At 57.3% G+C, this 20,839-nt stretch carries 22 protein-coding genes; 14 read left to right on the top strand and 8 right to left on the bottom strand.

Annotated features, from left to right (window positions below; all coding sequences use genetic code 11):
• Positions 1 to 9 precede the first annotated feature (9 nt).
• Both AC2FLJ_RS02535 and preA read left to right on the top strand, forming a co-directional pair.
• Positions 10 to 846, top strand: coding sequence for a methyltransferase domain-containing protein (locus AC2FLJ_RS02535; RefSeq protein ID WP_496704360.1), 837 nt, complete (start codon positions 10 to 12; stop codon positions 844 to 846).
• Between the two features lie 18 nt (positions 847 to 864).
• Positions 865 to 2,169 carry an NAD-dependent dihydropyrimidine dehydrogenase subunit PreA gene (gene preA / locus AC2FLJ_RS02530; protein WP_058277679.1) on the top strand — a complete coding sequence of 435 codons (1,305 nt, stop codon included), beginning with the start codon at positions 865 to 867 and terminating at the stop codon, positions 2,167 to 2,169.
• A 103-nt stretch (positions 2,170 to 2,272) separates the two neighbouring features.
• On the opposite strand, the gene AC2FLJ_RS02525 is transcribed toward preA, so the two are convergent.
• From AC2FLJ_RS02525 to AC2FLJ_RS02505, 5 genes are all read right to left on the bottom strand, one after another.
• A complete protein-coding gene (locus AC2FLJ_RS02525; RefSeq protein WP_496695123.1) occupies positions 2,273 to 3,532 on the bottom strand; it encodes a TRAP transporter large permease in 1,260 nt (419 codons plus the stop codon).
• On the bottom strand, positions 3,529 to 4,062 hold the full coding sequence (locus tag AC2FLJ_RS02520; protein WP_282168508.1) for a TRAP transporter small permease: 534 nt from the start codon (positions 4,060 to 4,062) through the stop codon (positions 3,529 to 3,531). Before AC2FLJ_RS02520 ends, AC2FLJ_RS02525 begins: the two co-directional genes overlap by 4 nt.
• Before the next feature lie 63 nt (positions 4,063 to 4,125).
• Complete coding sequence (locus AC2FLJ_RS02515) at positions 4,126 to 5,100, bottom strand: TRAP transporter substrate-binding protein (RefSeq protein WP_058273853.1); 975 nt, start codon at positions 5,098 to 5,100, stop codon at positions 4,126 to 4,128.
• 24 nt (positions 5,101 to 5,124) lie between these two features.
• The gene (locus AC2FLJ_RS02510; protein WP_058273852.1) at positions 5,125 to 5,667 is read right to left on the bottom strand and encodes a 3-hydroxyanthranilate 3,4-dioxygenase; all 543 of its coding nucleotides are present in this window, start codon (positions 5,665 to 5,667) and stop codon (positions 5,125 to 5,127) included.
• A 95-nt stretch (positions 5,668 to 5,762) separates the two neighbouring features.
• On the bottom strand, positions 5,763 to 6,716 hold the full coding sequence (locus tag AC2FLJ_RS02505; RefSeq protein WP_109312084.1) for a dihydrodipicolinate synthase family protein: 954 nt from the start codon (positions 6,714 to 6,716) through the stop codon (positions 5,763 to 5,765).
• 158 nt (positions 6,717 to 6,874) lie between these two features.
• On the opposite strand from AC2FLJ_RS02505, the gene AC2FLJ_RS02500 reads away from it, so the two are divergent.
• From AC2FLJ_RS02500 to AC2FLJ_RS02490, 3 genes are all read left to right on the top strand, one after another.
• The gene (locus tag AC2FLJ_RS02500; RefSeq protein WP_496695126.1) at positions 6,875 to 7,648 is read left to right on the top strand and encodes an aspartate dehydrogenase; all 774 of its coding nucleotides are present in this window, start codon (positions 6,875 to 6,877) and stop codon (positions 7,646 to 7,648) included.
• 2 nt (positions 7,649 to 7,650) lie between these two features.
• Complete coding sequence (locus tag AC2FLJ_RS02495; RefSeq protein WP_282118668.1) at positions 7,651 to 8,595, top strand: LysR substrate-binding domain-containing protein; 945 nt, start codon at positions 7,651 to 7,653, stop codon at positions 8,593 to 8,595.
• A gap of 103 nt (positions 8,596 to 8,698) precedes the next feature.
• Positions 8,699 to 10,129: an NAD-dependent succinate-semialdehyde dehydrogenase gene (locus AC2FLJ_RS02490; RefSeq protein WP_496704359.1), complete on the top strand. Its 1,431-nt coding sequence runs from the start codon at positions 8,699 to 8,701 to the stop codon at positions 10,127 to 10,129.
• 30 nt (positions 10,130 to 10,159) lie between these two features.
• On the opposite strand, the gene AC2FLJ_RS02485 is transcribed toward AC2FLJ_RS02490, so the two are convergent.
• Positions 10,160 to 10,768 (bottom strand): TetR family transcriptional regulator C-terminal domain-containing protein, encoded by a 609-nt coding sequence (locus AC2FLJ_RS02485; protein ID WP_496695129.1) that lies wholly within the window; start codon positions 10,766 to 10,768, stop codon positions 10,160 to 10,162.
• A 171-nt stretch (positions 10,769 to 10,939) separates the two neighbouring features.
• On the opposite strand from AC2FLJ_RS02485, the gene AC2FLJ_RS02480 reads away from it, so the two are divergent.
• The 9 genes from AC2FLJ_RS02480 to AC2FLJ_RS02440 all read left to right on the top strand — a co-directional run bounded on the left by AC2FLJ_RS02480 (position 10,940) and on the right by AC2FLJ_RS02440 (position 19,830).
• On the top strand, positions 10,940 to 12,190 hold the full coding sequence (locus tag AC2FLJ_RS02480; RefSeq protein WP_496695131.1) for a Zn-dependent hydrolase: 1,251 nt from the start codon (positions 10,940 to 10,942) through the stop codon (positions 12,188 to 12,190).
• Positions 12,191 to 12,282: 92 nt separating this feature from the next.
• Positions 12,283 to 13,737, top strand: a complete 1,455-nt coding sequence (gene hydA, locus AC2FLJ_RS02475) for a dihydropyrimidinase (RefSeq protein ID WP_282168502.1) — start codon at positions 12,283 to 12,285, stop codon at positions 13,735 to 13,737.
• A gap of 55 nt (positions 13,738 to 13,792) precedes the next feature.
• On the top strand, positions 13,793 to 14,590 hold the full coding sequence (locus tag AC2FLJ_RS02470; protein ID WP_496695133.1) for an ABC transporter ATP-binding protein: 798 nt from the start codon (positions 13,793 to 13,795) through the stop codon (positions 14,588 to 14,590).
• On the top strand, positions 14,583 to 15,512 hold the full coding sequence (locus tag AC2FLJ_RS02465) for an ABC transporter permease (protein WP_058277687.1): 930 nt from the start codon (positions 14,583 to 14,585) through the stop codon (positions 15,510 to 15,512). Before AC2FLJ_RS02470 ends, AC2FLJ_RS02465 begins: the two co-directional genes overlap by 8 nt.
• Positions 15,509 to 16,354, top strand: a complete 846-nt coding sequence (locus AC2FLJ_RS02460) for an ABC transporter permease (RefSeq protein ID WP_058277688.1) — start codon at positions 15,509 to 15,511, stop codon at positions 16,352 to 16,354. Before AC2FLJ_RS02465 ends, AC2FLJ_RS02460 begins: the two co-directional genes overlap by 4 nt.
• Before the next feature lie 56 nt (positions 16,355 to 16,410).
• Positions 16,411 to 17,400, top strand: coding sequence for an ABC transporter substrate-binding protein (locus AC2FLJ_RS02455; protein WP_108859098.1), 990 nt, complete (start codon positions 16,411 to 16,413; stop codon positions 17,398 to 17,400).
• 153 nt (positions 17,401 to 17,553) lie between these two features.
• Entirely contained in the window at positions 17,554 to 18,267 is a 714-nt protein-coding gene (locus tag AC2FLJ_RS02450; protein WP_058277689.1) for an ABC transporter permease, read from the top strand.
• Entirely contained in the window at positions 18,260 to 18,994 is a 735-nt protein-coding gene (locus tag AC2FLJ_RS02445; RefSeq protein ID WP_282168499.1) for an ATP-binding cassette domain-containing protein, read from the top strand. Before AC2FLJ_RS02450 ends, AC2FLJ_RS02445 begins: the two co-directional genes overlap by 8 nt.
• A 20-nt stretch (positions 18,995 to 19,014) precedes the next feature.
• Complete coding sequence (locus AC2FLJ_RS02440; RefSeq protein ID WP_282168498.1) at positions 19,015 to 19,830, top strand: ABC transporter substrate-binding protein; 816 nt, start codon at positions 19,015 to 19,017, stop codon at positions 19,828 to 19,830.
• Between the two features lie 4 nt (positions 19,831 to 19,834).
• Here the strand turns inward: AC2FLJ_RS02440 and AC2FLJ_RS02435 are convergent, their stop codons facing one another.
• Positions 19,835 to 20,707 (bottom strand): substrate-binding domain-containing protein, encoded by an 873-nt coding sequence (locus AC2FLJ_RS02435; protein WP_282168497.1) that lies wholly within the window; start codon positions 20,705 to 20,707, stop codon positions 19,835 to 19,837.
• Entirely contained in the window at positions 20,708 to 20,833 is a 126-nt protein-coding gene (locus AC2FLJ_RS02430) for a hypothetical protein (RefSeq protein ID WP_496695140.1), read from the bottom strand.
• Between the last annotated feature and the right edge of the window lie 6 nt (positions 20,834 to 20,839).

Raw genomic sequence — 20,839 nt, 5'->3', positions numbered from 1 at the left:
GGTATTCCCATGTCCCAGATCGAACAAGCCGTTGCCCAACACTATACCACCGGAGCCTTGACCGACCGCGTTCGCGCGGCGCTTGAGGCCAGTGGGATTGACCCGGACGCGGCCACTGTGGCCGATCTGAAGGCGGGGGATGAGTTCCACACCGGCGGCGTTCTGGCGACAGACAACCTGTTTGCGCAATTGTCACCGACCCACGCGACCCGTGTGCTGGATGTTGGCTGCGGCATCGGTGGGACGTCGCGGTACATCGTGGATCGCTATGACTCGACCGTGACCGGGGTCGACCTGACGCCAGAATTCGTTGAAACAGCTACCGCCCTCAGCGATCTGGTCGGGCATTCCGACAAGGCCAGTTTTCACGTCGGAAGTGCTTTGGACATGCCGGTGCCGGATGCAGGGTTTGATCTTGCCGTCATGTTGCATGTGGGCATGAACATCGAAGATAAGGCCGGGCTGTTCGTAGAAGTTTCGCGCGCGTTGGCCACGGGCGGGACATTTGCTCTGTTCGATGTAATGGGCGGGGATGTGGACGAACCGCTGTCCTTCCCGCTGCCATGGTCAACGGTGTCCGAAACCTCGTTTGTACATGCGCCGCAGGTCTACAAGGACGCCGCGGGTGCCGCCGGTCTGGAACTGGCCGCCGAGACCGACCGCACAGAGTTCGCACTGAAGTTTTTCGAGGAAGTCTTCGCGCGTATCGCTGAAAGCGGACCAGCCCCCTTGGGCATCCACTTGATGATGGGCGAGACGGCGCCTGAAAAATTCCAAAACTACGTCAAAAACCTCAAGGCCGGGCGCATTCGTCCGACCGAAATGATATTCAAGAAAACCGGCTGAGCCGGGAAGGGAGAAGCCATGGCCGATCTGACAACAAACTTTCTGGGCATTTCCAGCCCCAATCCTTACTGGCTGGCCTCAGCGCCGCCGACGGACAAGGAATACAATGTGCGCCGCGCTTTCGAGGCCGGATGGGGCGGAGTCGTCTGGAAAACGCTCGGGTCCGAGGGACCGCCGGTCGTAAACGTAAATGGGCCGCGCTACGGCGCGATCTATGGCGCGGACCGTCGCTTGTTGGGTCTGAACAACATCGAACTGATCACGGACCGACCGCTTGAGGTGAACCTCGAGGAAATGGCGCGGGTCAAAGCCGACTACCCGGATCGTGCGCTGATCGCCTCGATCATGGTGCCATGCGAAGAAGAGGCTTGGAAAGCCATCCTGCCGCGTGTCGAAGAAACCGGCGCCGATGGGATCGAACTGAACTTTGGCTGCCCGCACGGGATGAGCGAACGCGGAATGGGCGCAGCAGTAGGGCAGGTGCCGGAATATATCGAGATGGTCACCCGCTGGTGTAAGAAATACTATGACCGGCCCGTGATCGTGAAGCTGACGCCAAACATCACCGATGTTCGGAAGCCTGCTGAGGCGGCGAAAAACGGTGGCGCAGATGCAGTGTCACTGATCAACACGATCAATTCAATCACCAGCGTCGATTTGGACACGTTCAGCCCGGAACCGTCGATTGATGGCAAGGGCAGCCACGGTGGGTACTGTGGCCCGGCGGTGAAGCCAATTGCCCTGTCGATGGTATCCGAGATCGCGCGCGCCGAAGCCACCCATGGCCTGCCGATTTCCGGCATCGGGGGCGTGACCACATGGCGCGATGCGGCAGAGTTCATTTCGCTGGGTTGTGGTAACGTTCAGGTGTGCACGGCTGCTATGACCTACGGCTTTAAGATCATCGACGAACTGACCGCAGGTCTGTCCAAGTGGATGGACGAAAAAGGGTACACAAACGTGTCCGAGATTGTCGGTCGTGCGGTTCCAAACGTGACCGATTGGCAATACCTGAACCTGAACTACGTGGCCAAGGCCAAGATCGATCAGGACGAGTGCATCAAATGCGGTCGCTGCTATGCCGCGTGCGAAGACACCAGCCACCAGGCGATTTCCATGTCCGATGACCGGGTGTTCGAGGTCATGGATGACGAATGCGTCGCCTGTAATCTGTGCGTGGATGTTTGCCCGGTCGACGGCTGCATCTCAATGGTGCCAATGACGGCCGGAGAGGTCGATCCGCGGACCGGTCTGGAAGTTCAGCGCGATTATGCCAACTGGACGACGCATCCAAACAATCCAATGGCCAAAGCTGCCGAGTAAATCGGTTACTGAAAACATGAAGGGGCCCGAAAGCGCGGGCCTCTTACCAGATGCAGACTGGCCCATACGGGGCATTCAAAGCCGCGTGACGGCAACTGTTATGCTAGATCAAGTAGGTCGACAGGCTTGGGACATAGCTTAGCAGGATCAAGACGGCGGCCACCGCAATCAGGAACGGCCAAAGCGATTTCAGAATTGCTCCGGGGGTCGTGCCGCTCATGGATGAGGCGATATAGAGGCCAATTCCGACGGGTGGCGTAAGCAGGCCAAGAACAAGGTTCAGGCATACGACAACTCCGAACTGGTAGGGGCTGATGTCGTAGGATCCAGTGGCAATCGGCAACAAAATAGGGGTGATCAGGATGATGGCGGCGATCCCGTCGATCACCATCCCCACCAAAAGAAGCGCGGCATTTACGATCAGTAAAAACATGAACGGATTAGATGTGATCGACGTGATCAGCCCCGCCAGCTGCTGTGGTATTTCCTCGTAAATGATCACCCACCCAAAAACGCTGGCCGCCGCGATCATGAACAGGATCATCGACGCATTTGCGGCCGTCCGCTTGAACATCTCGCCCAGATGTTGCGGCTTCAGATCTCCGTAAATCAGCCACCCGACCAGAAATGCGATTAGTGAGGCGATGGCGGCGGATTCCGTTGGCGTTGCAATGCCGAACAGAATGCCGCCAATGATCGAAACCGGGATCAGCATGGCGGGCAGGGCGGCGATCAGGGCTTGTACGGCATCTTTGCGGGACATCCAGACTCCCTTGGGGAATTGCTGAACCCAACCAATTAACGTGATTACCAGCGCGAAGGCTCCGGCCAGAAGAAGCCCCGGTATGATCCCGGCGATGAACATGTCGCCGATGGGAATCTGCGCCAAAACGCCAAAGATAACGAACATCATTGAAGGCGGGATGACCGGTGCCAACAGGCCCCCGGCTGCTGTCGTGGCAGCGGCGAAGCCCTTGCTATAACCCTCTTCCTCCATCGCGGGGACCATGGCACGCGACATCACGGCGATCTGCGCGGTGGCCGAGCCGATGATGGCGGCCATGAACATGTTCGCCAGCAGGTTGATATAGGCCAGCCCACCCCGAAACCCGCCCACGAAAACGCGCGCCAAAGCGACCAGGCGGCGTGTCATGCCGCCTTCATTCATCAGCTCTCCGGTCAGCATGAACAGCGGGATTGCCAGCAGGCCGTAATTTTCCAACCCGCCAAACATTTTCTGCGCGAAACTGTCGTACAGAACCGTGTTCCCGCTTTCCCAGATGTACCAGATTGCGGTGATCGCCAACACGATGGCAACGGGCACCGACAACAGCAGGGTTGCTAGAAAGACAATCGGGCTCATGCCGGTGACCCTTGTCCGGGACGCGTCAGAAGATGCATCGTTGAATGTAGAGTTGCCCCCAAGGCAAACAGCCACATCACAAGCCAAAACAGAAACTTCGGAAGCCCGAGGGTTGAGGTCGGTTCGGCATAGATGAAGTTGAACGTATTGCCTTGAAACGCCACGGCGTCGAACCCTGCACGAGCGATATCCAGTGGCAAAAACCACCGCCAGCAGAACCACAGCATCGCGATTGCAAACGCGAAGACAACGATGTCGACTGCTTTTTGGATTATTGCCCGGACATGAGGTGGAACCAGATCGGCAAGGATCGTGATCGAGACCGAATTGCGGTGGTGCAACGCGGCTGACGCGCCAAAGAATGTCATCCAAACCATGGCGTAGATCGCCAATTCATCCACCCAGAACAGGGCGTTACCCGCCGTGCGAGTCACGACATTCAACAAGATCAATAGGGTGACGCAAACGGCCAGTGCTGCGGCACACCATAACTCAACCCACGCCCACGCTGCAGACAGCCGGTATAACATCGCCGATCCCCTATGAAAAAGGGCGCAGGATTGACCTGCGCCCTTTCCTTGAAACGTTCAACTTTACTTGGTTTCTGCCGCAGTCTCGCGCAGCGCGTCAAGGGACGAGGTTTTTTCAGACCAGATGCCGTTCCATTCCTCAATCGCATCGCCAAAGAATGAGGCATCGACTTTCTTGTAGGCCTTGCCGGTTCCCTCGATCTGTTCCAGCCACTTCGCTTCGTTAGCAACATAGGCGTCGATGGTGCTGTCGACATGCTTGGCCATCAGTTCACCGATCATGGCACGGTCTTCCTCGGACAGTCCCGCCCAGACTTTGGCCGAGACCAGCCCGACCATCGGGAACATCATGTGATCGGATTGAACGATCGTGTCGGCGTGATCATAGTATTTCAGCACCCAGATCAGTTCTGCATCCATATCAATGGCATCGACCTGCCCATTGGCCAGCGCGTCATAGACAGCAGGCAGCGGCATTGGTGTTGGTGCAGCTCCGACCGCGTTGTAGAAATCCAAAATCGGCGTGAACGGCGTGATCCGCAGTTTCAGACCAGACAGGTCCTCTGCCGAAGACACATCGCCCCGGCTGACGATCTGGCGCAGCCCGGCCATACCGTAACCTAAGCCTACAACGCCAACCTGACCAGGCAGGGGTTCCAGCATCGATTTTGCGGTATCCGAACGCAGGATGCGCCCCGCGTGGCCGATATCATCCGCGAGATACGGCGCATAAAACGCCCCCAACTCTGGCGCGCGGTTTGATACTTCGGCCACTGTCATGAACGCCATGTCCAGCGCGCCAGTCTGTAATTGTTGCAGCATCTCTGCCTCGTTGCCCAACTGACGGGCAGGGAATACAGATACGGTATGGGCACCTCCGCTGGCTTCGTTCAGCTCGGCCCCAAAGGACTCGGCCGCCTTGGTCCAGATATGCGGAGGTGGCGTGATCAGGCCCAGACGGAATTCATCTGCATGGGCAGCTAGCGATGTCACAGCAAGCGCTGCAGCCGAAGCGGCGATCTTAGCAAAATGTTTCATGTTCTTCCCTGTTGTTTGTTCATCTCAGAGTGTGACCCAGCCCTCTGGCGGCTCTTTTCCCGGATGCACGGTCTGGCAGTTCGGGCATGTTCGGTCTTCTTCTGATGAATAGAATTTTTCGTAGACCGGCGGCAAGTCCTTGACGATAGACTGCAATTGCATCTCGGCCCGATGAACGCGGGTGCCGCATTCAAAGCAATACCATTCGATCGCGTCCAGCTCGCCTGTTTGCCGTTTGGGTTCGATCACCAATCCGATTGAGCCTTCCTGCGGTCTTTGTGGTGAATGGCGCACATGCGGCGGCAGCAAGAAGATCTCACCTTCGCGGATCGGAACGTCATAGAATTCCTCTCCGTCATACAGCTTCAGCACCATGTCGCCTTCTAGCTGATAGAAGAACTCTTCAACTGGATCGTCGTGATAGTCGGTTCGCTTGTTCGGCCCGCCGACGACGGTGACCATCAGGTCGGCATCCTCCCACACCTGTTGATTGCCGACAGGTGGTTTAAGCAGGTGACGGTGTTCGTCGATCCATTTCTGAAAGTTGAATGCACTTAACTTCGACATGTCCCACTCCCTGTTAGTAGAAGTTTGGCCGGTTTTTTCATAACCGCAAAGAAATTATCCGCATCTAGATATCCGATTTGCTTATATCGATGTGGCTATGGCTTCAGGCCGCATTCCGCGAACCCTTTGCGGATGATCTCTTTTTCCGCCTCGGTCAGTTCCAGCATTGGGGGTCGCACACGCCCTCCGACCTGTCCCAGCAGCTCTTGCCAGTATTTTCCAAAAGCGGTGGGTTTGCCTGCAGGTTTGGTTCGCTTCATCGCGTCCCGCACCGGGTTCAGGCTGTCAAACACCTTGCGCGCCTCATCTGCTTTGCCGGCAAACGCCAGCCGCGTGTATTCGTTCATGCGCTGATCATTCTTGGTCTGTAATTGGTAAGGCGGCGACGAACACAGATACAGTTTCCAATCCAGTTCCAGAATATTGTCCAGCCATTCATGTTCAGCCGATGTCGAGACATGAATTTTGTCGCCCACCATATGCGTCAGTTTCACATACATCTCACGCGGGACGGAGTATTTGATGGCCACGATGTTAGGCAAATCAGCAATCCGTGCGCATTCTTCAGGCTGCATCAGGTATCCGCTGTCCGGGTGGCTCCACATCGCGATCCCGATATCCAGCTCATCGCAGAACCGTTTGTAGTACTGGTACAAAACCTCTCCACGATCCTGAACAAAGCTTAGAACAGGGGCATGCAAGACGATGTAATCGGCCCCACAATTCTGCGCATGGCGGGCCAGTTCCAGCGCCGTGTCCATGTTCTGATCCGAGACCGAGACAATCACACCGGCTTTGCCCGCGCATTCGTCAACCGCAATCTCAAAGTTGCGCTTGCGCTCATCAAGGCTCATCGAAAAGAACTCGCCCTGCTTGCCTGCCACGAACAGTCCCTGGATATCCAGATCGTCAATCCAGTGGCGAATGTTTGACCGCAGCCCGGCCTCATCCAGTGACAAATCATCGTTGAAGGGGTTCAGGGCTGCGGCCCAGATGCCGGTCATGTTCTCGCGCGCATAGGCTTTGGCGTCGCGCTTGGAGTAGTTCATTTTAACGGGCCTTCCGATTAACGCGCAATTCTGGCGTCGCCATCAAAGCCTGATCACCCCACTTGATCCAATGCGAAAGCCGGGAACTGGGTATCTGAAATTAGAATACCCAAAGAATACCAATTTAGAATTCTTTGGCGCTGGTTTAGGTTTGCCACATGAAAATAGGATTGATCGGTAAAGGCGCGATTGCGCAACATGTCATGGGCGCGGTTCAGGCGCGAGGCCATATGGTACATGCGGTTCTGGTGCGACCAGGCAGCATTTCACAAAACCCGAACCTGTTTGTGGGTTCGGTGCCAGAGCTCATCGCAGAGGCGGACCTAGTGATCGAATGCGCCGGCCATCAGGCACTGGCGGCCTATGGCCCTCAGGTTCTGGGGCAGGGTACGGACATGATCACGGTGTCCGTCGGTGCATTGGCGGATCAAACGATTGCAAACGCGATGGAAAGCGCGGCCAGCGATGGGCAGGCGAAGCTGCACCTGGCCAGCGGCGCAATCGGAGCCCTTGATTGCCTGAGCGCTGCGGCGACCGGCAAATTAGACAAGGTTATCTATGTCGGGCGCAAGCCGCCGCTAGGTTGGAAAGGCTCTGCCGCAGAGGACAGGCTGGATCTTGAGGGGCTGACACAGGTTGAAACGCACTTCACTGGGACCGCCCGAGAGGCGGCGTTGGCCTATCCCAAAAACGCAAACGTTGCGGCAGCCGTAGCCTTGGCTGGGATTGGATTTGATGAGACGCAGGTAAAACTCATCGCTGATCCGTCGATTGCGCAAAACATTCATGAGGTCGAGGCCGAAGGGGAATTCGGGCAGTTCCATTTCCGGATAAGCGGCAATTCCCTGCCGGACAATCCACGCAGCTCGGCCTTGGCCGCGATGAGTGTGGTGGCCAAGCTCGAGCAGCTTTCAAAGCCAATTGTACTGTGACCATGGTAGGACGTCATTCACGTATCGTCGACCGCGCCCTGACCCGGCTGAAGCTACGCCAACTGCGTTTGCTGGTAGCGGTGGGAGCGCACGGTAACATCCAGAACGCCGCACGCGAACTGGGCATCTCGCAACCCGCAGCAACCAAGATGATTCAGGATCTTGAGCTGGATTTTGAGGTCAAGCTGTTTAGCCGGACCAATCGGGGTGTGATTCCGACCGTGTTCGGAGAAACTTTGATACGTCACGGCAAGCTAATCTTTGCCCAGGTCTCGAACGCTGCGCAGGAACTGGATGACCTGAACGAAGGCAATGCAGGCCGCGTGGTGGTGGGCACTTTGTTGGCGGCCTCGACCAGCCTGCTGCCGGCGGCCATTGAAATCCTTCTGGTCGACCGTCCGAATGTGGCGATCAAGATCAATGAAGGTACGAATGAAGTGCTGATGCCGAGGTTGCTTTCGGGCGAAATCGACATGGTAGTCGGGCGGCTTCCTTCCCATAGGCACCGTGACAAGATCAGGCAGGAAAAGCTGTTTGAAGACCGCATTCTGGCGATTGTCGGCAATCAGCATCCTCTTGCGGGTCGCCCGGATGTTTCCTTCGCTCAGACCAAACCCTTTGGCTGGATCGTCCCACCGCTGGAAACCACATTGCGGCGTCAGCTGGATCATTTCTTTGTTGGCCAGCAGCAATACGTTCCGCCCGTGACGATCGAATCCGTGTCCTACCTGACCAATCGCGCTCTACTGCAGTCACGCGATCTGATCGGGCTTATGCCGGCCGAGGTCGTGTCGCAGGACATCGCCCACGGCTACCTGTCGCCATTGGATTGGGATGTCCCATTTGGGCAGGGGCCGATTGGTGTCTCATTCCGGGCGGATGATGATCTTTCCCCCGCTGGCCGGGCCTTTAAATCGGCGCTGCATCAGGCGGTGAAACAGAAATGAGGTCAGGTATTCGTCAAATTGATATCAGTATTCACCCAATTCACTTGAAGTAATGCCAGCCATTGCGTGATTTGAAATAGTCAAAGTCGGAGGCACCGGTTTCATGTATCCTGAGCTTAAGCTGTTCATCGCGGGCAAGTGGCGCACAGCCAACCGGGACATACCGGTCGTGAATCCCGCGACCGAGGGCGAAATCGGGCGTCTTCCCTGCGCGTCGAAGCAGGATCTGGATGACGCTCTGGAGGCCGCAGTCCGAGGGTTTCGCGTATGGAGCCGCACCTCACCGCGCGAACGTTCCGACACAATCCTGCGCGCTGCTGCGCTGATGCGGGAACGTCAGGAAGAGATTGCCAATGCTATCACCATGGAACACGGCAAGCCGCTGAAGCAGGCCAGGCTTGAGGTTATCCGAGGGGCAGAGTTCTTTGAATGGGACGCGGGTGAGGCGATGCGGACCTATGGGCGGGTCATCCCTGCGGCTCCGGGTCACAAGTTCTCCGTTCATCACCAGCCTATCGGTGTCGTCGCGGCCTTTTCACCCTGGAACTTCCCGATGAGCCAACCAGCACGCAAAATCGCTGGCGCGCTGGCCTCGGGCTGCTCGATCATCCTGAAAGCGGCCGAGGAAACGCCAGCGGGGGCAATACATATTGCAAAAGCCTTTGAAGATGCCGGTCTTCCTGCAGGCGTCCTGAACCTGGTGTTCGGAGAGCCGGCGGAGATTTCCGGCCATCTGATCCCGCAGGATCCGGTCAGGCTCGTGGCTTTCACCGGCTCAACGGCAGTGGGGCGGCACCTGACCACTTTGGCATCGCAACACATGACATCGGTTCTCATGGAGCTGGGCGGTCACGCGCCTGTTATTGTCTGCGAAGATACCGACGTGCAGACCGCTGGCGTTTCCAGCGCCGTTCGAAAAATGCGCAATGCCGGGCAGGTCTGTACATCGCCCACCCGGTTCTTTGCGCATGAAAGCATCTTTGAAGATTACGCCCAAACCTTTGTTGAGCGCGCTGTGGCTACAGTAGTCGGCGATGGCATGGAGCCATATGTAGAAATGGGCCCTTTGGCCAATCACCGCCGGGTGCCCGCGTTGACAGAATTGGTGGAAGATGCCCGTGCGAAGGGTGCGACCGTTGCCACGGGTGGGGCCAGACATGGTGAAAAGGGCTATTTCTTCCAGCCCACCGTTCTGATGAACGTGCCCGACAACGCCCGGATCATGCAGGAGGAGCCGTTTGGTCCGTTGGCCGTGATCAATCCGGTATCCTCACTGGATGACGCCATCGATAAGGCAAACTCGGTTCCTTTTGGGCTGGCCGGATACGCGTTTACAAATCGTGCGGACTACATCGATCGACTGATTGACGAGGTCGAGGTTGGTAACCTGTCGATCAACACGCTGGAGGCGTCTATGCCCGAAACCCCCTTTGGCGGGGTGAAATCCAGCGGTTACGGTCGTGAAGGCGGCACCGAGGGCCTCGACAATTACATGGTCGTGAAAAACGTATGGCATTCCGCCAATATTACCTGAGAGTCGGGACCGACGACAAAAGCGGTTCTTCTACGGCGTCAGAAGTTTTCGGTAGAGCGTATCGATAAAAGGCTCGGCTCCCTCAAACGGGTCTTCGTCGCCCAGAATTGCGCGAACCTGAACGTCGAAATCCGCGTAATGTTGTGTCAGTGCCCAGATTGAGAAAATCAGGTGATAGGGGTGCAGGCGCGCGATTTTGCCCTGATCCATCCACTGTGTGAGTATTGCCGTTTTCTCATCCACCAGAGATTTAAGGTCGTGCGACAGAGATTCGTGGATACGCGGAGCGCCCTGAACCAGCTCGTTTGCAAATAGGCGACTTTCGCGCGGCAGGTCCCGGCTCATTTCCAGCTTGCGGCGGATATAGGCGAGGATTTCTTCCATCGGGTCGCCATCCGCGTCCAGATCATGCAGTGGGGCAAGCCAGACCTTTAGCAGGCCTGACAGCAGGGCTGTGTGGATCGCCTCTTTCGACGGGAAATAATACAACAGGTTTGGTTTGCTCAGCCCGGCCTCGGTGGCGATTTGATCTACGGTCGCCCCACGGAAACCATGCGCCGAAAACACGTTCAGTGCGGCTTCGAGAATCGCGGCGCGGTTCTTTTTCTGAATTCGGGTCGGGGCGCGGTCTTTGGGCATGTTTCCTGACTGTCTCTTTTTCCGCCAAGCGGGCACCAAATATGCCGAATTTTCCGGCGGCACCATGCAATTTCTTGACTGATGTCGAACCCGTGATAGCGTGAGTTTGACCAGATGGTCAAATCAAGACACCAAAAGCGAGCCAAATCGCAAGCAACAGGGAAGAACAAGATGGCAGCTCCGGCGCAAAACCTCAGGATCAATGGCGACAGACTTTGGGACAGCCTGATGGAGATGGCCAAGATCGGCCCCGGTGTTGCGGGCGGCAACAACCGCCAAACCCTGACGGATGAAGACGCAGAAGGGCGCGCTTTGTTTCAAAAGTGGTGCGAAGACGCCGGTTGCACCATGGGTTTGGATCAGATGGGCAATATGTTTGCCCGTCGCGAAGGGACTGATCCGGAAGCGTTGCCGGTCTATGTCGGCTCGCATCTGGACACCCAACCAACCGGCGGCAAGTATGACGGCGTGTTGGGCGTATTGGGTGGGCTGGAGATTATCCGCACGCTCAACGATTTGGGCATCAAGACCAAACACCCGATCGTTGCGACCAACTGGACCAACGAAGAGGGCACACGTTATGCACCAGCGATGCTTTCCTCAGGGGTGTTCGCCGGGATGCACACGCAAGACTGGGCCTATGACCGCGAGGATGCCGAGGGCAAGACGTTCGGCGATGAGCTAAAGCGCATTGGCTGGCGGGGAGACGAAGAAGTCGGTGCCCGCAAAATGCATGCCTTCTTTGAACTGCACATCGAACAGGGGCCGATCCTTGAGGCCGAGGGCAAGGATATCGGCGTTGTGACGCACGGGCAGGGGCTGAGCTGGACGCAGATCACCGTGACAGGCAAAGACGCACATACTGGATCTACTCCGATGCCGATGCGCAAAAACGCGGGTCTGGCGATGGGGCGTATCCTTGAGAAAGTGGATGAGATCGCGTGGTCTCATGCGCCCCATGCCGTTGGTGCTGTAGGGCATATTGACGTGTTCCCGAATTCTCGCAACGTGATTCCCGGCAAGGCGGTGTTCACGGTCGATTTCCGCTCGCCGGATTTGGCGGTCATCACAGATATGGAAAACCGTTTGCGCGTTGCGGCCGAAGATATCGTGGAAGAGATGGGCCTGCAGATCGAATTCGAAAAGGTCGGTGGGTTTGATCCGGTGAAGTTCGATGACAGCTGTGTCGCGGCTGTACGGGACGCGGCAGAGCGGCTGGGATATTCGCATACCGACATCATATCGGGCGCGGGGCACGATGCCTGTTGGATCAACCGGGTGGCCCCGACGGCCATGGTCATGTGCCCTTGCGTTGACGGGTTGAGCCACAACGAGGCGGAAGAGATCAGCAAGGATTGGGCCGCAGCCGGGGCGGATGTTCTGTTTCATGCGGTCGTCGAAACGGCCGAGATTGTGGAATAAGGGGCGCTGCCCCCGTCGCCTGATGGGCGACTCCCACGGGATATATTTGGCCAGATCAAGCAAGCGGCGCAGACCGCGTCAGGGAGATTAGAATGAGCACTGTTATCAAGAACGGAACCGTTGTGACCGCCGACTTGTCTTACAAGGCGGATGTCATGGTCGAAGATGGCGTCATCACAGAGATCGGGATGGATCTGAAGGGTGACAAGGAATTGGACGCCACGGGATGTTATGTCATGCCGGGTGGGATTGATCCGCATACCCATCTGGAGATGCCGTTTATGGGCACTTATTCCAGCGATGATTTCGAAAGCGGTACGCGGGCTGCGCTGGCAGGCGGCACCACCATGGTGGTTGATTTTGCGCTGCCAAACCCCGGGGAAAGCCTTTTGGATGCGTTGAAACGCTGGGACAACAAATCCACCCGTGCGAATTGCGATTACTCGTTCCACATGGCCGTGACCTGGTGGGGCGAGCAGGTGTTCGATGACATCAAAACGGTGATTGAAACGCGGGGGATCAACACGTTCAAGCATTTCATGGCCTACAAGGGCGCTCTGATGGTGAATGATGACGAACTGTTCGCCTCGTTCAAGCGCCTGTCCGAACTGGGCGGTATTGCGATGGTGCATGCCGAGAATGGCGATGTGGTGGCTGAACTCAGTGCTAAGCTGCTGGCCGAGGGGAACAATGGCCCCGAGGCGCACGCCTATTCCCGCCCGCCGCAGGTTGAGGGCGAGGCGACAAACCGCGCCATCATGATAGCTGACATGGCGGGTGTGCCGCTTTATGTGGTGCATACGTCCTGCGAGGATGCGCATGAGGCGATCCGGCGGGCCAAATTGCAGGGCAAGCGGGTCTGGGGCGAACCCCTTATCCAACACCTGACGTTGGATGAGAGCGAGTATTTCAACCAAGATTGGGATCATGCGGCACGTCGGGTTATGAGCCCTCCGTTCCGGAACAAGCAGCATCAGGACAGCTTGTGGAACGGTCTGCAATCGGGATCGTTGAGCGTTGTGGCAACAGACCATTGTGCCTTTACCACCGAACAAAAGCGCTATGGTGTGGGCGACTTTACCAAGATCCCCAATGGCACCGGCGGGCTTGAAGATCGGATGCCGATGCTGTGGACTCATGGGGTAAACACCGGGCGTTTGACGCCGAACGAGTTCGTCGCGGTGACTTCAACGAATATCGCCAAGATATTGAATTGTTATCCGAAAAAAGGAGCCGTTCTGGTTGGCGCTGATGCGGATCTGGTGGTTTGGGATCCTGAAAAATCCAAGACGATCAGTGCCGATGCGCAGCAATCCTCGATCGACTACAATGTATTCGAGGGCAAAGAGGTTAAAGGGCTGCCGCGCTTTACCCTTACTCGTGGGCACGTGGCTGTGCATGATGGGGAAATCCGCACACAGGAAGGCCACGGCGATTTTGTTGCACGTGAGGCCAATACCACTGTGAACAAAGCGCTAAGCACCTGGAAAGAGCTGACCGCGCCTCGGCCGGTTGAACGGACGGGTATCCCGGCGACGGGTGTATGATGCGTGCGGGCCGCAATTCATGCGGCCCAAAATCAAATCTTTTCAAGGCTATGGAATGAATACTGAAAGCACTACCCAGCCCGTTATCGAGGCAAGGCAGCTGGATCTGACCTTCCAAACCAATGACGGACCAATCCACGCGTTGAAAGACGTGAACCTGACGATCGACAAGGGTGAATTTGTCAGTTTCATCGGTCCCTCAGGCTGCGGGAAAACCACCTTTTTGCGATGTATTGCTGCGCTCGAAACACCAACCGGGGGAACCCTGACGGTCAATGGCATGACCCCGGATGAGGCGCGGCGGAACCGGGCCTATGGCTATGTGTTTCAGGCGGCGGGGCTTTATCCCTGGCGCACCATTGCCAAGAACATCAAGCTGCCGCTGGAGATCATGGGATATTCGCCTGCCGAGCAGGATGAACGTGTGAGAAGCGTTCTGGAACTTGTTGATCTTGAAGGGTTTGGCGGCAAATTTCCGTGGCAACTGTCCGGGGGCATGCAGCAGCGCGCCAGTATTGCGCGGGCGCTGGCGTTTGACGCTGATATACTATTGATGGACGAACCCTTTGGGGCGTTGGATGAGATCGTGCGCGATCACTTGAACGAACAGCTTTTGGCGCTTTGGGCGCGCACAGAAAAAACTATCGGATTCGTCACGCACTCGATCCCCGAGGCGGTGTATCTGAGCACCAAGATCGTGGTGATGAGCCCGCGACCGGGGCGGATAACGGATGTGATCGACAGCCCGTTGCCGAAGGAACGTCCATTGGACATCCGCGACACGCCTGAGTTCATCGAAGTGGCTCATCGTGTGCGCGAGGGTCTGCGGGCGGGGCATGCGGACGATGAATGATGGGTTCAAAGCTTTTTGGGCAGTTCTGACCGTTCTCGCGGTGATCGTCGTCTTTTGGTATGCGGCCTGCATTCCAATGAACATCAAAGGTGTTTTGACGGAACAGGAGCGTGCAGGGGCCGAAGTTCAGCCACCTTCGGCTAAAGATCGTCGGGATATGTCCGAATTCGGACTGGTGTTGAATAACAGCTTTGCCATCCCCGCCACGTGGGAGCAGGACCGGCCCCGCCTGCCGGCGCCGCACCAGGTCGCTGTCGAGATGTGGGAGACCACTGTACAGAAAAAAATCACCTCGAAACGGTCACTTATCTATCATGGCTGGGTCACGCTAAGCGCAACGATGCTGGGCTTTGTGATCGGTACTGGATTGGGCATTCTGCTGGCTGTCGGGATCGTGCACAGCCGCGTCATGGACTTGTCGGTGATGCCATGGGCCATTGTCAGCCAGACGATTCCCATCATCGCTTTGGCGCCAATGATTATCGTGGTGCTGTACTCGGTGGGCATTCAGGGGATCATCCCCAAGGCGGTAATCTCGGCCTATTTGAGTTTCTTCCCTGTGGTTGTCGGTATGGTCAAAGGGCTTCGCAGCCCGGATGCAATGCAACTGGACCTGCTGCGCACTTACAGCGCCAGCCGGTCGCAGGGGTTCTGGAAGCTGCGCTTGCCCGCATCGATGCCGTATCTGTTTACGTCGCTGAAGATCGGCATTGCGGCTTCGCTGGTCGGTGCCATCGTTGGTGAATTGCCAACAGGGGCGGTGGCCGGTTTGGGCGCGCGTCTACTGGCAGGCAGCTACTATGGACAAACCGTGCAGATCTGGTCGGCCTTGTTTGCAGCGGCCATTCTGGCGGCTTGCCTGGTCGGGTTGCTGGGGCTTGTAGAACGGAAGGTCCTGAAAAGAATGGGGATGGCGCAATGATACTAGTGCTGTTTGCAATCGTCGTTTGGGTCCTGGGTTGGTGGCTGAATAGTCGTCTGGCCAGCGGGCCTTATGCGGACACGCGCATGGTGCGATTTCTGGCTCCGTTCATATTTGGCGTAACGATCATTGTCATTTGGGAGCTGCTGGTCAGAGGGCTAGACGTGTCTTTGGTCATACTGCCGGCGCCATCCGTAATTGCGGTGCGCTTTGCCAATAGCCTGCCGATCCTGTGGGAGGACTTCGTTCAGACCATCATCAAAGGCGCGTTCAGCGGGTACATCATTGGGTGCTTCGCCGCATTCCTGATGGCAATTGCGGTGGATCGCTGGGATTTCCTCCGACTTGGGTTGCTGCCCGTTGGGAACTTTGTCGCAGCGCTGCCAATCGTCGGGACCGCCCCCATCCTGGTGATGTGGTTCGGGTTCGACTGGCACTCCAAAGCTGCCGTTGTCGTGGTGATGGTGTTTTTCCCAATGCTGGTCAACACCGTGGCTGGTCTGCGTGAGGCCACGGCCATGCAGCGCGACCTGATGGAGACCTATGCGGCCACCTATTGGCAGAGCTTCTTGAAGCTGCGATTGCCCGCCGCGATGCCCTTTATCTTCAACGGCTTAAAGATTTCTACCACCCTGGCGTTGATCGGCGCTATCGTGGCAGAGTTCTTTGGCTCGCCCACGCTAGGCATGGGCTTTCGGATATCCACCAGCGTGGGGCAATTATCGCTGGATATGGTCTGGGCCGAGATTGTGGTGGCCGCTTTGGCCGGAACCGCATTTTATGGTCTTGTTGCAATGATCGAAAAGGCGGTGACCTTCTGGCACCCGTCGCAACGTGGATAAAACAATAATTCAACAGACCCCAAAAGGGGCACCAACAGCAACTAGGAGATATGAAGATGAATAAGCTACTCAGCGGGGCGATAGCCGCCTTTAGTCTGGCCGCCAGTTCGGCTTTCGCTGCGGATGAGGTGACATTGCAACTGAAGTGGGTCACGCAGGCTCAGTTCGCGGGCTACTATGTTGCCAAGGACAAGGGGTTCTACGAGGAAGAGGGGCTGGACGTCACTATTCTGCCCGGTGGACCAGACATTGCACCGACGCAGGTGATCGCAGGTGGCGGCGCTGACGTGACCGTCGAATGGATGCCCGCCGCGCTGGCCGCACGCGAAAAGGGTTTGCCTTTGGTCAATATCGCGCAGCCGTTCAAAAGCTCGGGTATGATGCTGACCTGCTGGAAAGATGCCGGGATCGAGGCACCCGAAGACCTTAAGAACCGCACGCTGGGCGTTTGGTTTTTTGGCAACGAATTCCCATTCATGAGCTGGATGAGCCAACTGGGTATCGACACGGGTGGCAAAAGCGAAAGCGGTGTGGAAGTTCTGAAGCAAGGCTTCAACGTCGACCCGCTGCTGCAGCGTCAGGCCGATTGCATCAGCACCATGACCTATAACGAATATTGGCAGGTCATCGATTCCGGCGTCAACCCGGATGAGCTGGTGACCTTCAAGTACGAAGATCAGGGTGTCGCGACATTGGAGGACGGCCTGTATGTTCTGGAAGAGAACCTTGGGGACGCAGCGTTTGTCGACAAGATGGAACGCTTCGTTCGCGCCTCGATGAAGGGTTGGAAATACGCCGAAGAACACCCGGATGAGGCAGCCGATATCGTGCTGGAAAACGATGAGACCGGCGCCCAGACCGAAGAGCATCAGAAACGCATGATGGGCGAGATCGCGAAGCTGACCTCAGGTTCGAACGGTTCGCTGGACCCTGCCGATTTTGAGCGTACCGTTGCCACCCTGTTGGCGGGCGGTTCCGATCCTGTGATCACCAAGCAGCCAGACGGCGCTTGGACGCACCAGATCACGGATGCGGCTCTGAACTGATCCGCTTCGCACTGACTGAAAAAGCGCGGTCCCAAACGGGGCCGCGTTTCCTGTTTCTTATGTCGGAAATGTGTCTGTACTTGAGATCGAAATGGCGTAGAATTCTATGAATAACAGCGCATTTCATACGAAACTGGCGATAGTCCGAAGAAAATGCAGGGATTTGCATCAGAATTCAATACAGCGTTCACTCTGATCCTGAATGGGGATCCAGAGCTTTGGGCAATTGTGCTGCTTTCCCTGAAAGTTTCCGTTTTTGCCGTCCTGATTTCTGCACTGATTGGCATGCCTGTTGGCGCTGCGCTGGCCGTTGCACGCTTTCCGGGGCGGCGGGTTTTGATCATTCTTATGAACGCGCTGATGGGGTTCCCGCCGGTGGTCGTAGGCTTGCTGGTTTATCTGATGTTGTCGCGATCCGGGCCTTTGGGCGTCCTTGAACTGCTCTACACACCGACCGCGATGATCATTGCGCAGGTTGTTTTGGTGACGCCCATCGTCGCTGCGTTGACGCGGCAGGTGGTCGAGATGCTGGCCGAGGAGTACTCGGAACAGCTCCGATCCTTGGGCGTGTCGCGGCTGGCGTCTGTGCCAGTACTTCTGTGGGATGCGCGTTTGGCGCTGGTCACGGCCTTGCTGGCCGGATTTGGCCGCGCCATTGCCGAGGTTGGGGCGGTCATAATCGTTGGCGGAAACATCAATCACGTGACGCGGGTGATGACGACGACCATCGCGCTGGAAACGTCCAAGGGAAATCTTGCGCTGGCTCTGGCGCTCGGGGCGATCCTGATCGGTATTGCCATAGCGGTGAACGCCATGGTCAGCACGCTTAGCCTGCGGGCCGAGAGAGAAGGGTTGCGCCATGCGTGATCTGGTCTCGGAAATGGCGCGGCGTATCACCGTTAACGGATTGCAGATTGCGCGTAATGGCACCGCATTGCTGGACGTTCCGCACCTGACATTGAGCGGGCCGGGGCCGACCTTAATCCTTGGACCGAACGGCGCGGGCAAAAGCCTGTTGCTGCGGTGCCTGCATGGGCTGATTGCGCCGGACAAAGGGTACGTGGAGCAAGATGGAGTTCCTTTGAATGCTGATCACAAGGCCCGGCAGGCGATGGTGTTTCAGCAACCCGTCTTGCTGCGCCGGTCCGTTGCAGCCAATCTGGATTTTGTCCTGAAACGGCAGGGCCTGCAGCGCGTTGCTCGCAAGACGCGTATTGCTGATTTGCTGGCCCAAGGCGGGCTTGAAGGCAAAGCACGGCAAGCGGCCAGATCGCTGTCGGGAGGTGAGGCGCAGCGGCTGGCCATCCTGCGCGCGCTGGCGCTGGACCCGGATACCTTGTTTCTGGACGAACCGACCAGCGCGCTGGACCCCGGCGCCACTCAGGTGATTGAGCGGATGATCCTGCGCGCATCAGAAGGGGGGGTGCGCATTGTTATGGTGACCCATGACATCGGTCAGGCGCGCCGGCTGGCATCGGATGTCGTCATGATGCAGGGCGGTCATGTGGTTGAACATGGCGATGCGCGTCAGGTATTGGACGATCCCAAAAGTGATGCCTCGCGCAGGTATCTTGCAGGCGGATTGGTGACATAACAAAAAATCTGGAGTTTAGAATGATCCGGAATTTCATTCGGGCAGCATTGGTTTCACTTGGCTTGTTTACAGGTCCGGCCTTGGCCGAAGAACCATTTATCGTGGTACAATCAACGACCTCGACCCAAAATTCGGGACTGTTGGATTACATCCTTCCATGGTTCGAGGCGGAAACCGGGATCGACGTGCGCGTTGTTGCTGTGGGCACCGGGCAGGCGATCCGTAACGCAATCAATGGGGATGGTGACGTTCTGTTGGTCCATGCAAAGGCCGACGAGGAGCAGTTTGTCGAAGACGGCTGGGGCGTTGAACGATTTGACGTGATGTATAATGACTTCGTTCTTGTAGGTCCCAAATCAGACCCGGCCAAGGTGAAGGGCGGATCGGATATCGTGGCCGCTTTGACCGCGGTATCTGAGGCCGAAGTTCCCTTTGCATCACGCGGGGACGACAGCGGAACCCATAAGGCTGAAATGCGCCACTGGAACGACGCCGGAGTAGGTCCGGCTGCGGAATCGGGTACGTGGTACAGGGAAACCGGTTCAGGCATGGGCGCGACGTTGAACGTCGCCAGTGGCATGGATGCTTATACCCTGACGGATCGTGCGACATGGGAGTCCTTCGGCAACCGTGGAAACCTTGAAGTGTTGGTCGAAGGTGACCCGCGCTTGTTCAACCAGTACGGCGTTATTCTGGTGAACCCCGAAAAACACGCGGGTGTAAGGGCGGCGGCAGGGCAGCGGTTTGTCGATTGGCTAATCGGCCCGGACGGGCAGGCAGCCATCGAGGCCTTTGAGTTGAATGGTCAGCAGCTGTTCTTTCCGAACGCGAAATAGGGGATCACCCGCTGGCGCCATTGTGGTGGATCGTTCCCAGACCGGACAGGTCATACCCACCAAACTCATCGGCGCGGGTCAGGAACCGGTCGGACTGCACAAAGCTGAGCAATTTCAGCATCGGGTCATCGAAATAGGCCCGACGCCAAATCGCCAGGTCCAGGCGTTCGGTATGCGTGGGAACAAATCCCAGATCGTACAGCCCAGCCAATGCGCCTAGTCCGAACCCGACCTCGGCCTTGTTGTCATGCAGGGCAATGGCCAACTCTTCTTCTGTGCGGGCGCAAGTGGGCAGGGTTTCCAGATCGTTGCGGGTTATTTCGTGGGCCTCAAGCTGTGCGTCGAACAACCGTTGGCTGGCCGCGCTGTCCTGACGCAGGATGACACGTCGGCCTTTTAGCTGCGCAAAACCCTGGATTTCCGATGCGCCCGGTGCCAGCAGCAAACCACGCTGGCGCTGCGCGACTTCGAACAGAACGACCGGGGCCTCACCCAAAGCGTCTTTCAGGGTCTGGGTGTTGAACCCGCCATCCTCATGAATGTGCAGCGCTGCCGCCTGCGCGTTCCGGTCTTTCAGGCGGGTTAGTCCGTCGAATGAGCCATCATAATAGGTCGCCAACCCCGAACCGCTTTCGCGCAGCGCCCAGTCCAGCAGCGGATCGTGACTGCCAGCGACAATCGGGGGCAGGGGCGGTTCGGCCACTTCCGGGCCGGATCGCGAGGCGTTCAGCCATGCAATCACCTCGGCCCGAGGGAACAGCAGTTTGCCCATGGCACGCACGCAAGGCACCTCACCCGATGAGGCAAGATCATAGGCCTTCCGCTCGCCAATGCGCAGCAGATCGGCCAGTTCCTTGGTGGTCAGATATTCGGACATTCAGTCGAGACGCACAGCCGAGCTGGTGCCGGAATCCGCAGCACTGAAACCGATCTGTTGCAGTGCAAAAGGCGCAGCGACTGTGATCACCACCATGGCAGCGACAGCGGCAAGAAAGGCTTTCATAGTCTC

Source organism: Ruegeria sp. CDSA034 (genome assembly GCF_059612275.1).
Note: the sequence above shows the minus strand (reverse complement) of the source record. Positions and strands in the feature narration are given on the sequence as shown.

Bases quoted from the DNA above. Each gene is read 5' to 3' on its own strand.
- AC2FLJ_RS02485 (WP_496695129.1), bottom strand. From the start codon at position 10,768: ATGCCCAAAGACCGCGCCCCGACCCGAATTCAGAAAAAGAACCGCGCC.
- AC2FLJ_RS02525 (WP_496695123.1), bottom strand. From the start codon at position 3,532: ATGAGCCCGATTGTCTTTCTAGCAACCCTGCTGTTGTCGGTGCCCGTT.
- AC2FLJ_RS02480 (WP_496695131.1), top strand. From the start codon at position 10,940: ATGGCAGCTCCGGCGCAAAACCTCAGGATCAATGGCGACAGACTTTGG.
- AC2FLJ_RS02515 (WP_058273853.1), bottom strand. From the start codon at position 5,100: ATGAAACATTTTGCTAAGATCGCCGCTTCGGCTGCAGCGCTTGCTGTG.
- AC2FLJ_RS02510 (WP_058273852.1), bottom strand. From the start codon at position 5,667: ATGTCGAAGTTAAGTGCATTCAACTTTCAGAAATGGATCGACGAACAC.
- AC2FLJ_RS02535 (WP_496704360.1), top strand. From the start codon at position 10: ATGTCCCAGATCGAACAAGCCGTTGCCCAACACTATACCACCGGAGCC.
- hydA (WP_282168502.1), top strand. From the start codon at position 12,283: ATGAGCACTGTTATCAAGAACGGAACCGTTGTGACCGCCGACTTGTCT.
- AC2FLJ_RS02520 (WP_282168508.1), bottom strand. From the start codon at position 4,062: ATGTTATACCGGCTGTCTGCAGCGTGGGCGTGGGTTGAGTTATGGTGT.
- preA (WP_058277679.1), top strand. From the start codon at position 865: ATGGCCGATCTGACAACAAACTTTCTGGGCATTTCCAGCCCCAATCCT.
- AC2FLJ_RS02465 (WP_058277687.1), top strand. From the start codon at position 14,583: ATGAATGATGGGTTCAAAGCTTTTTGGGCAGTTCTGACCGTTCTCGCG.
- AC2FLJ_RS02505 (WP_109312084.1), bottom strand. From the start codon at position 6,716: ATGAACTACTCCAAGCGCGACGCCAAAGCCTATGCGCGCGAGAACATG.
- AC2FLJ_RS02435 (WP_282168497.1), bottom strand. From the start codon at position 20,707: ATGTCCGAATATCTGACCACCAAGGAACTGGCCGATCTGCTGCGCATT.
- AC2FLJ_RS02470 (WP_496695133.1), top strand. From the start codon at position 13,793: ATGAATACTGAAAGCACTACCCAGCCCGTTATCGAGGCAAGGCAGCTG.
- AC2FLJ_RS02500 (WP_496695126.1), top strand. From the start codon at position 6,875: ATGAAAATAGGATTGATCGGTAAAGGCGCGATTGCGCAACATGTCATG.
- AC2FLJ_RS02445 (WP_282168499.1), top strand. From the start codon at position 18,260: ATGCGTGATCTGGTCTCGGAAATGGCGCGGCGTATCACCGTTAACGGA.
- AC2FLJ_RS02490 (WP_496704359.1), top strand. From the start codon at position 8,699: ATGTATCCTGAGCTTAAGCTGTTCATCGCGGGCAAGTGGCGCACAGCC.
- AC2FLJ_RS02455 (WP_108859098.1), top strand. From the start codon at position 16,411: ATGAATAAGCTACTCAGCGGGGCGATAGCCGCCTTTAGTCTGGCCGCC.
- AC2FLJ_RS02450 (WP_058277689.1), top strand. From the start codon at position 17,554: ATGCAGGGATTTGCATCAGAATTCAATACAGCGTTCACTCTGATCCTG.
- AC2FLJ_RS02430 (WP_496695140.1), bottom strand. From the start codon at position 20,833: ATGAAAGCCTTTCTTGCCGCTGTCGCTGCCATGGTGGTGATCACAGTC.
- AC2FLJ_RS02460 (WP_058277688.1), top strand. From the start codon at position 15,509: ATGATACTAGTGCTGTTTGCAATCGTCGTTTGGGTCCTGGGTTGGTGG.
- AC2FLJ_RS02495 (WP_282118668.1), top strand. From the start codon at position 7,651: ATGGTAGGACGTCATTCACGTATCGTCGACCGCGCCCTGACCCGGCTG.
- AC2FLJ_RS02440 (WP_282168498.1), top strand. From the start codon at position 19,015: ATGATCCGGAATTTCATTCGGGCAGCATTGGTTTCACTTGGCTTGTTT.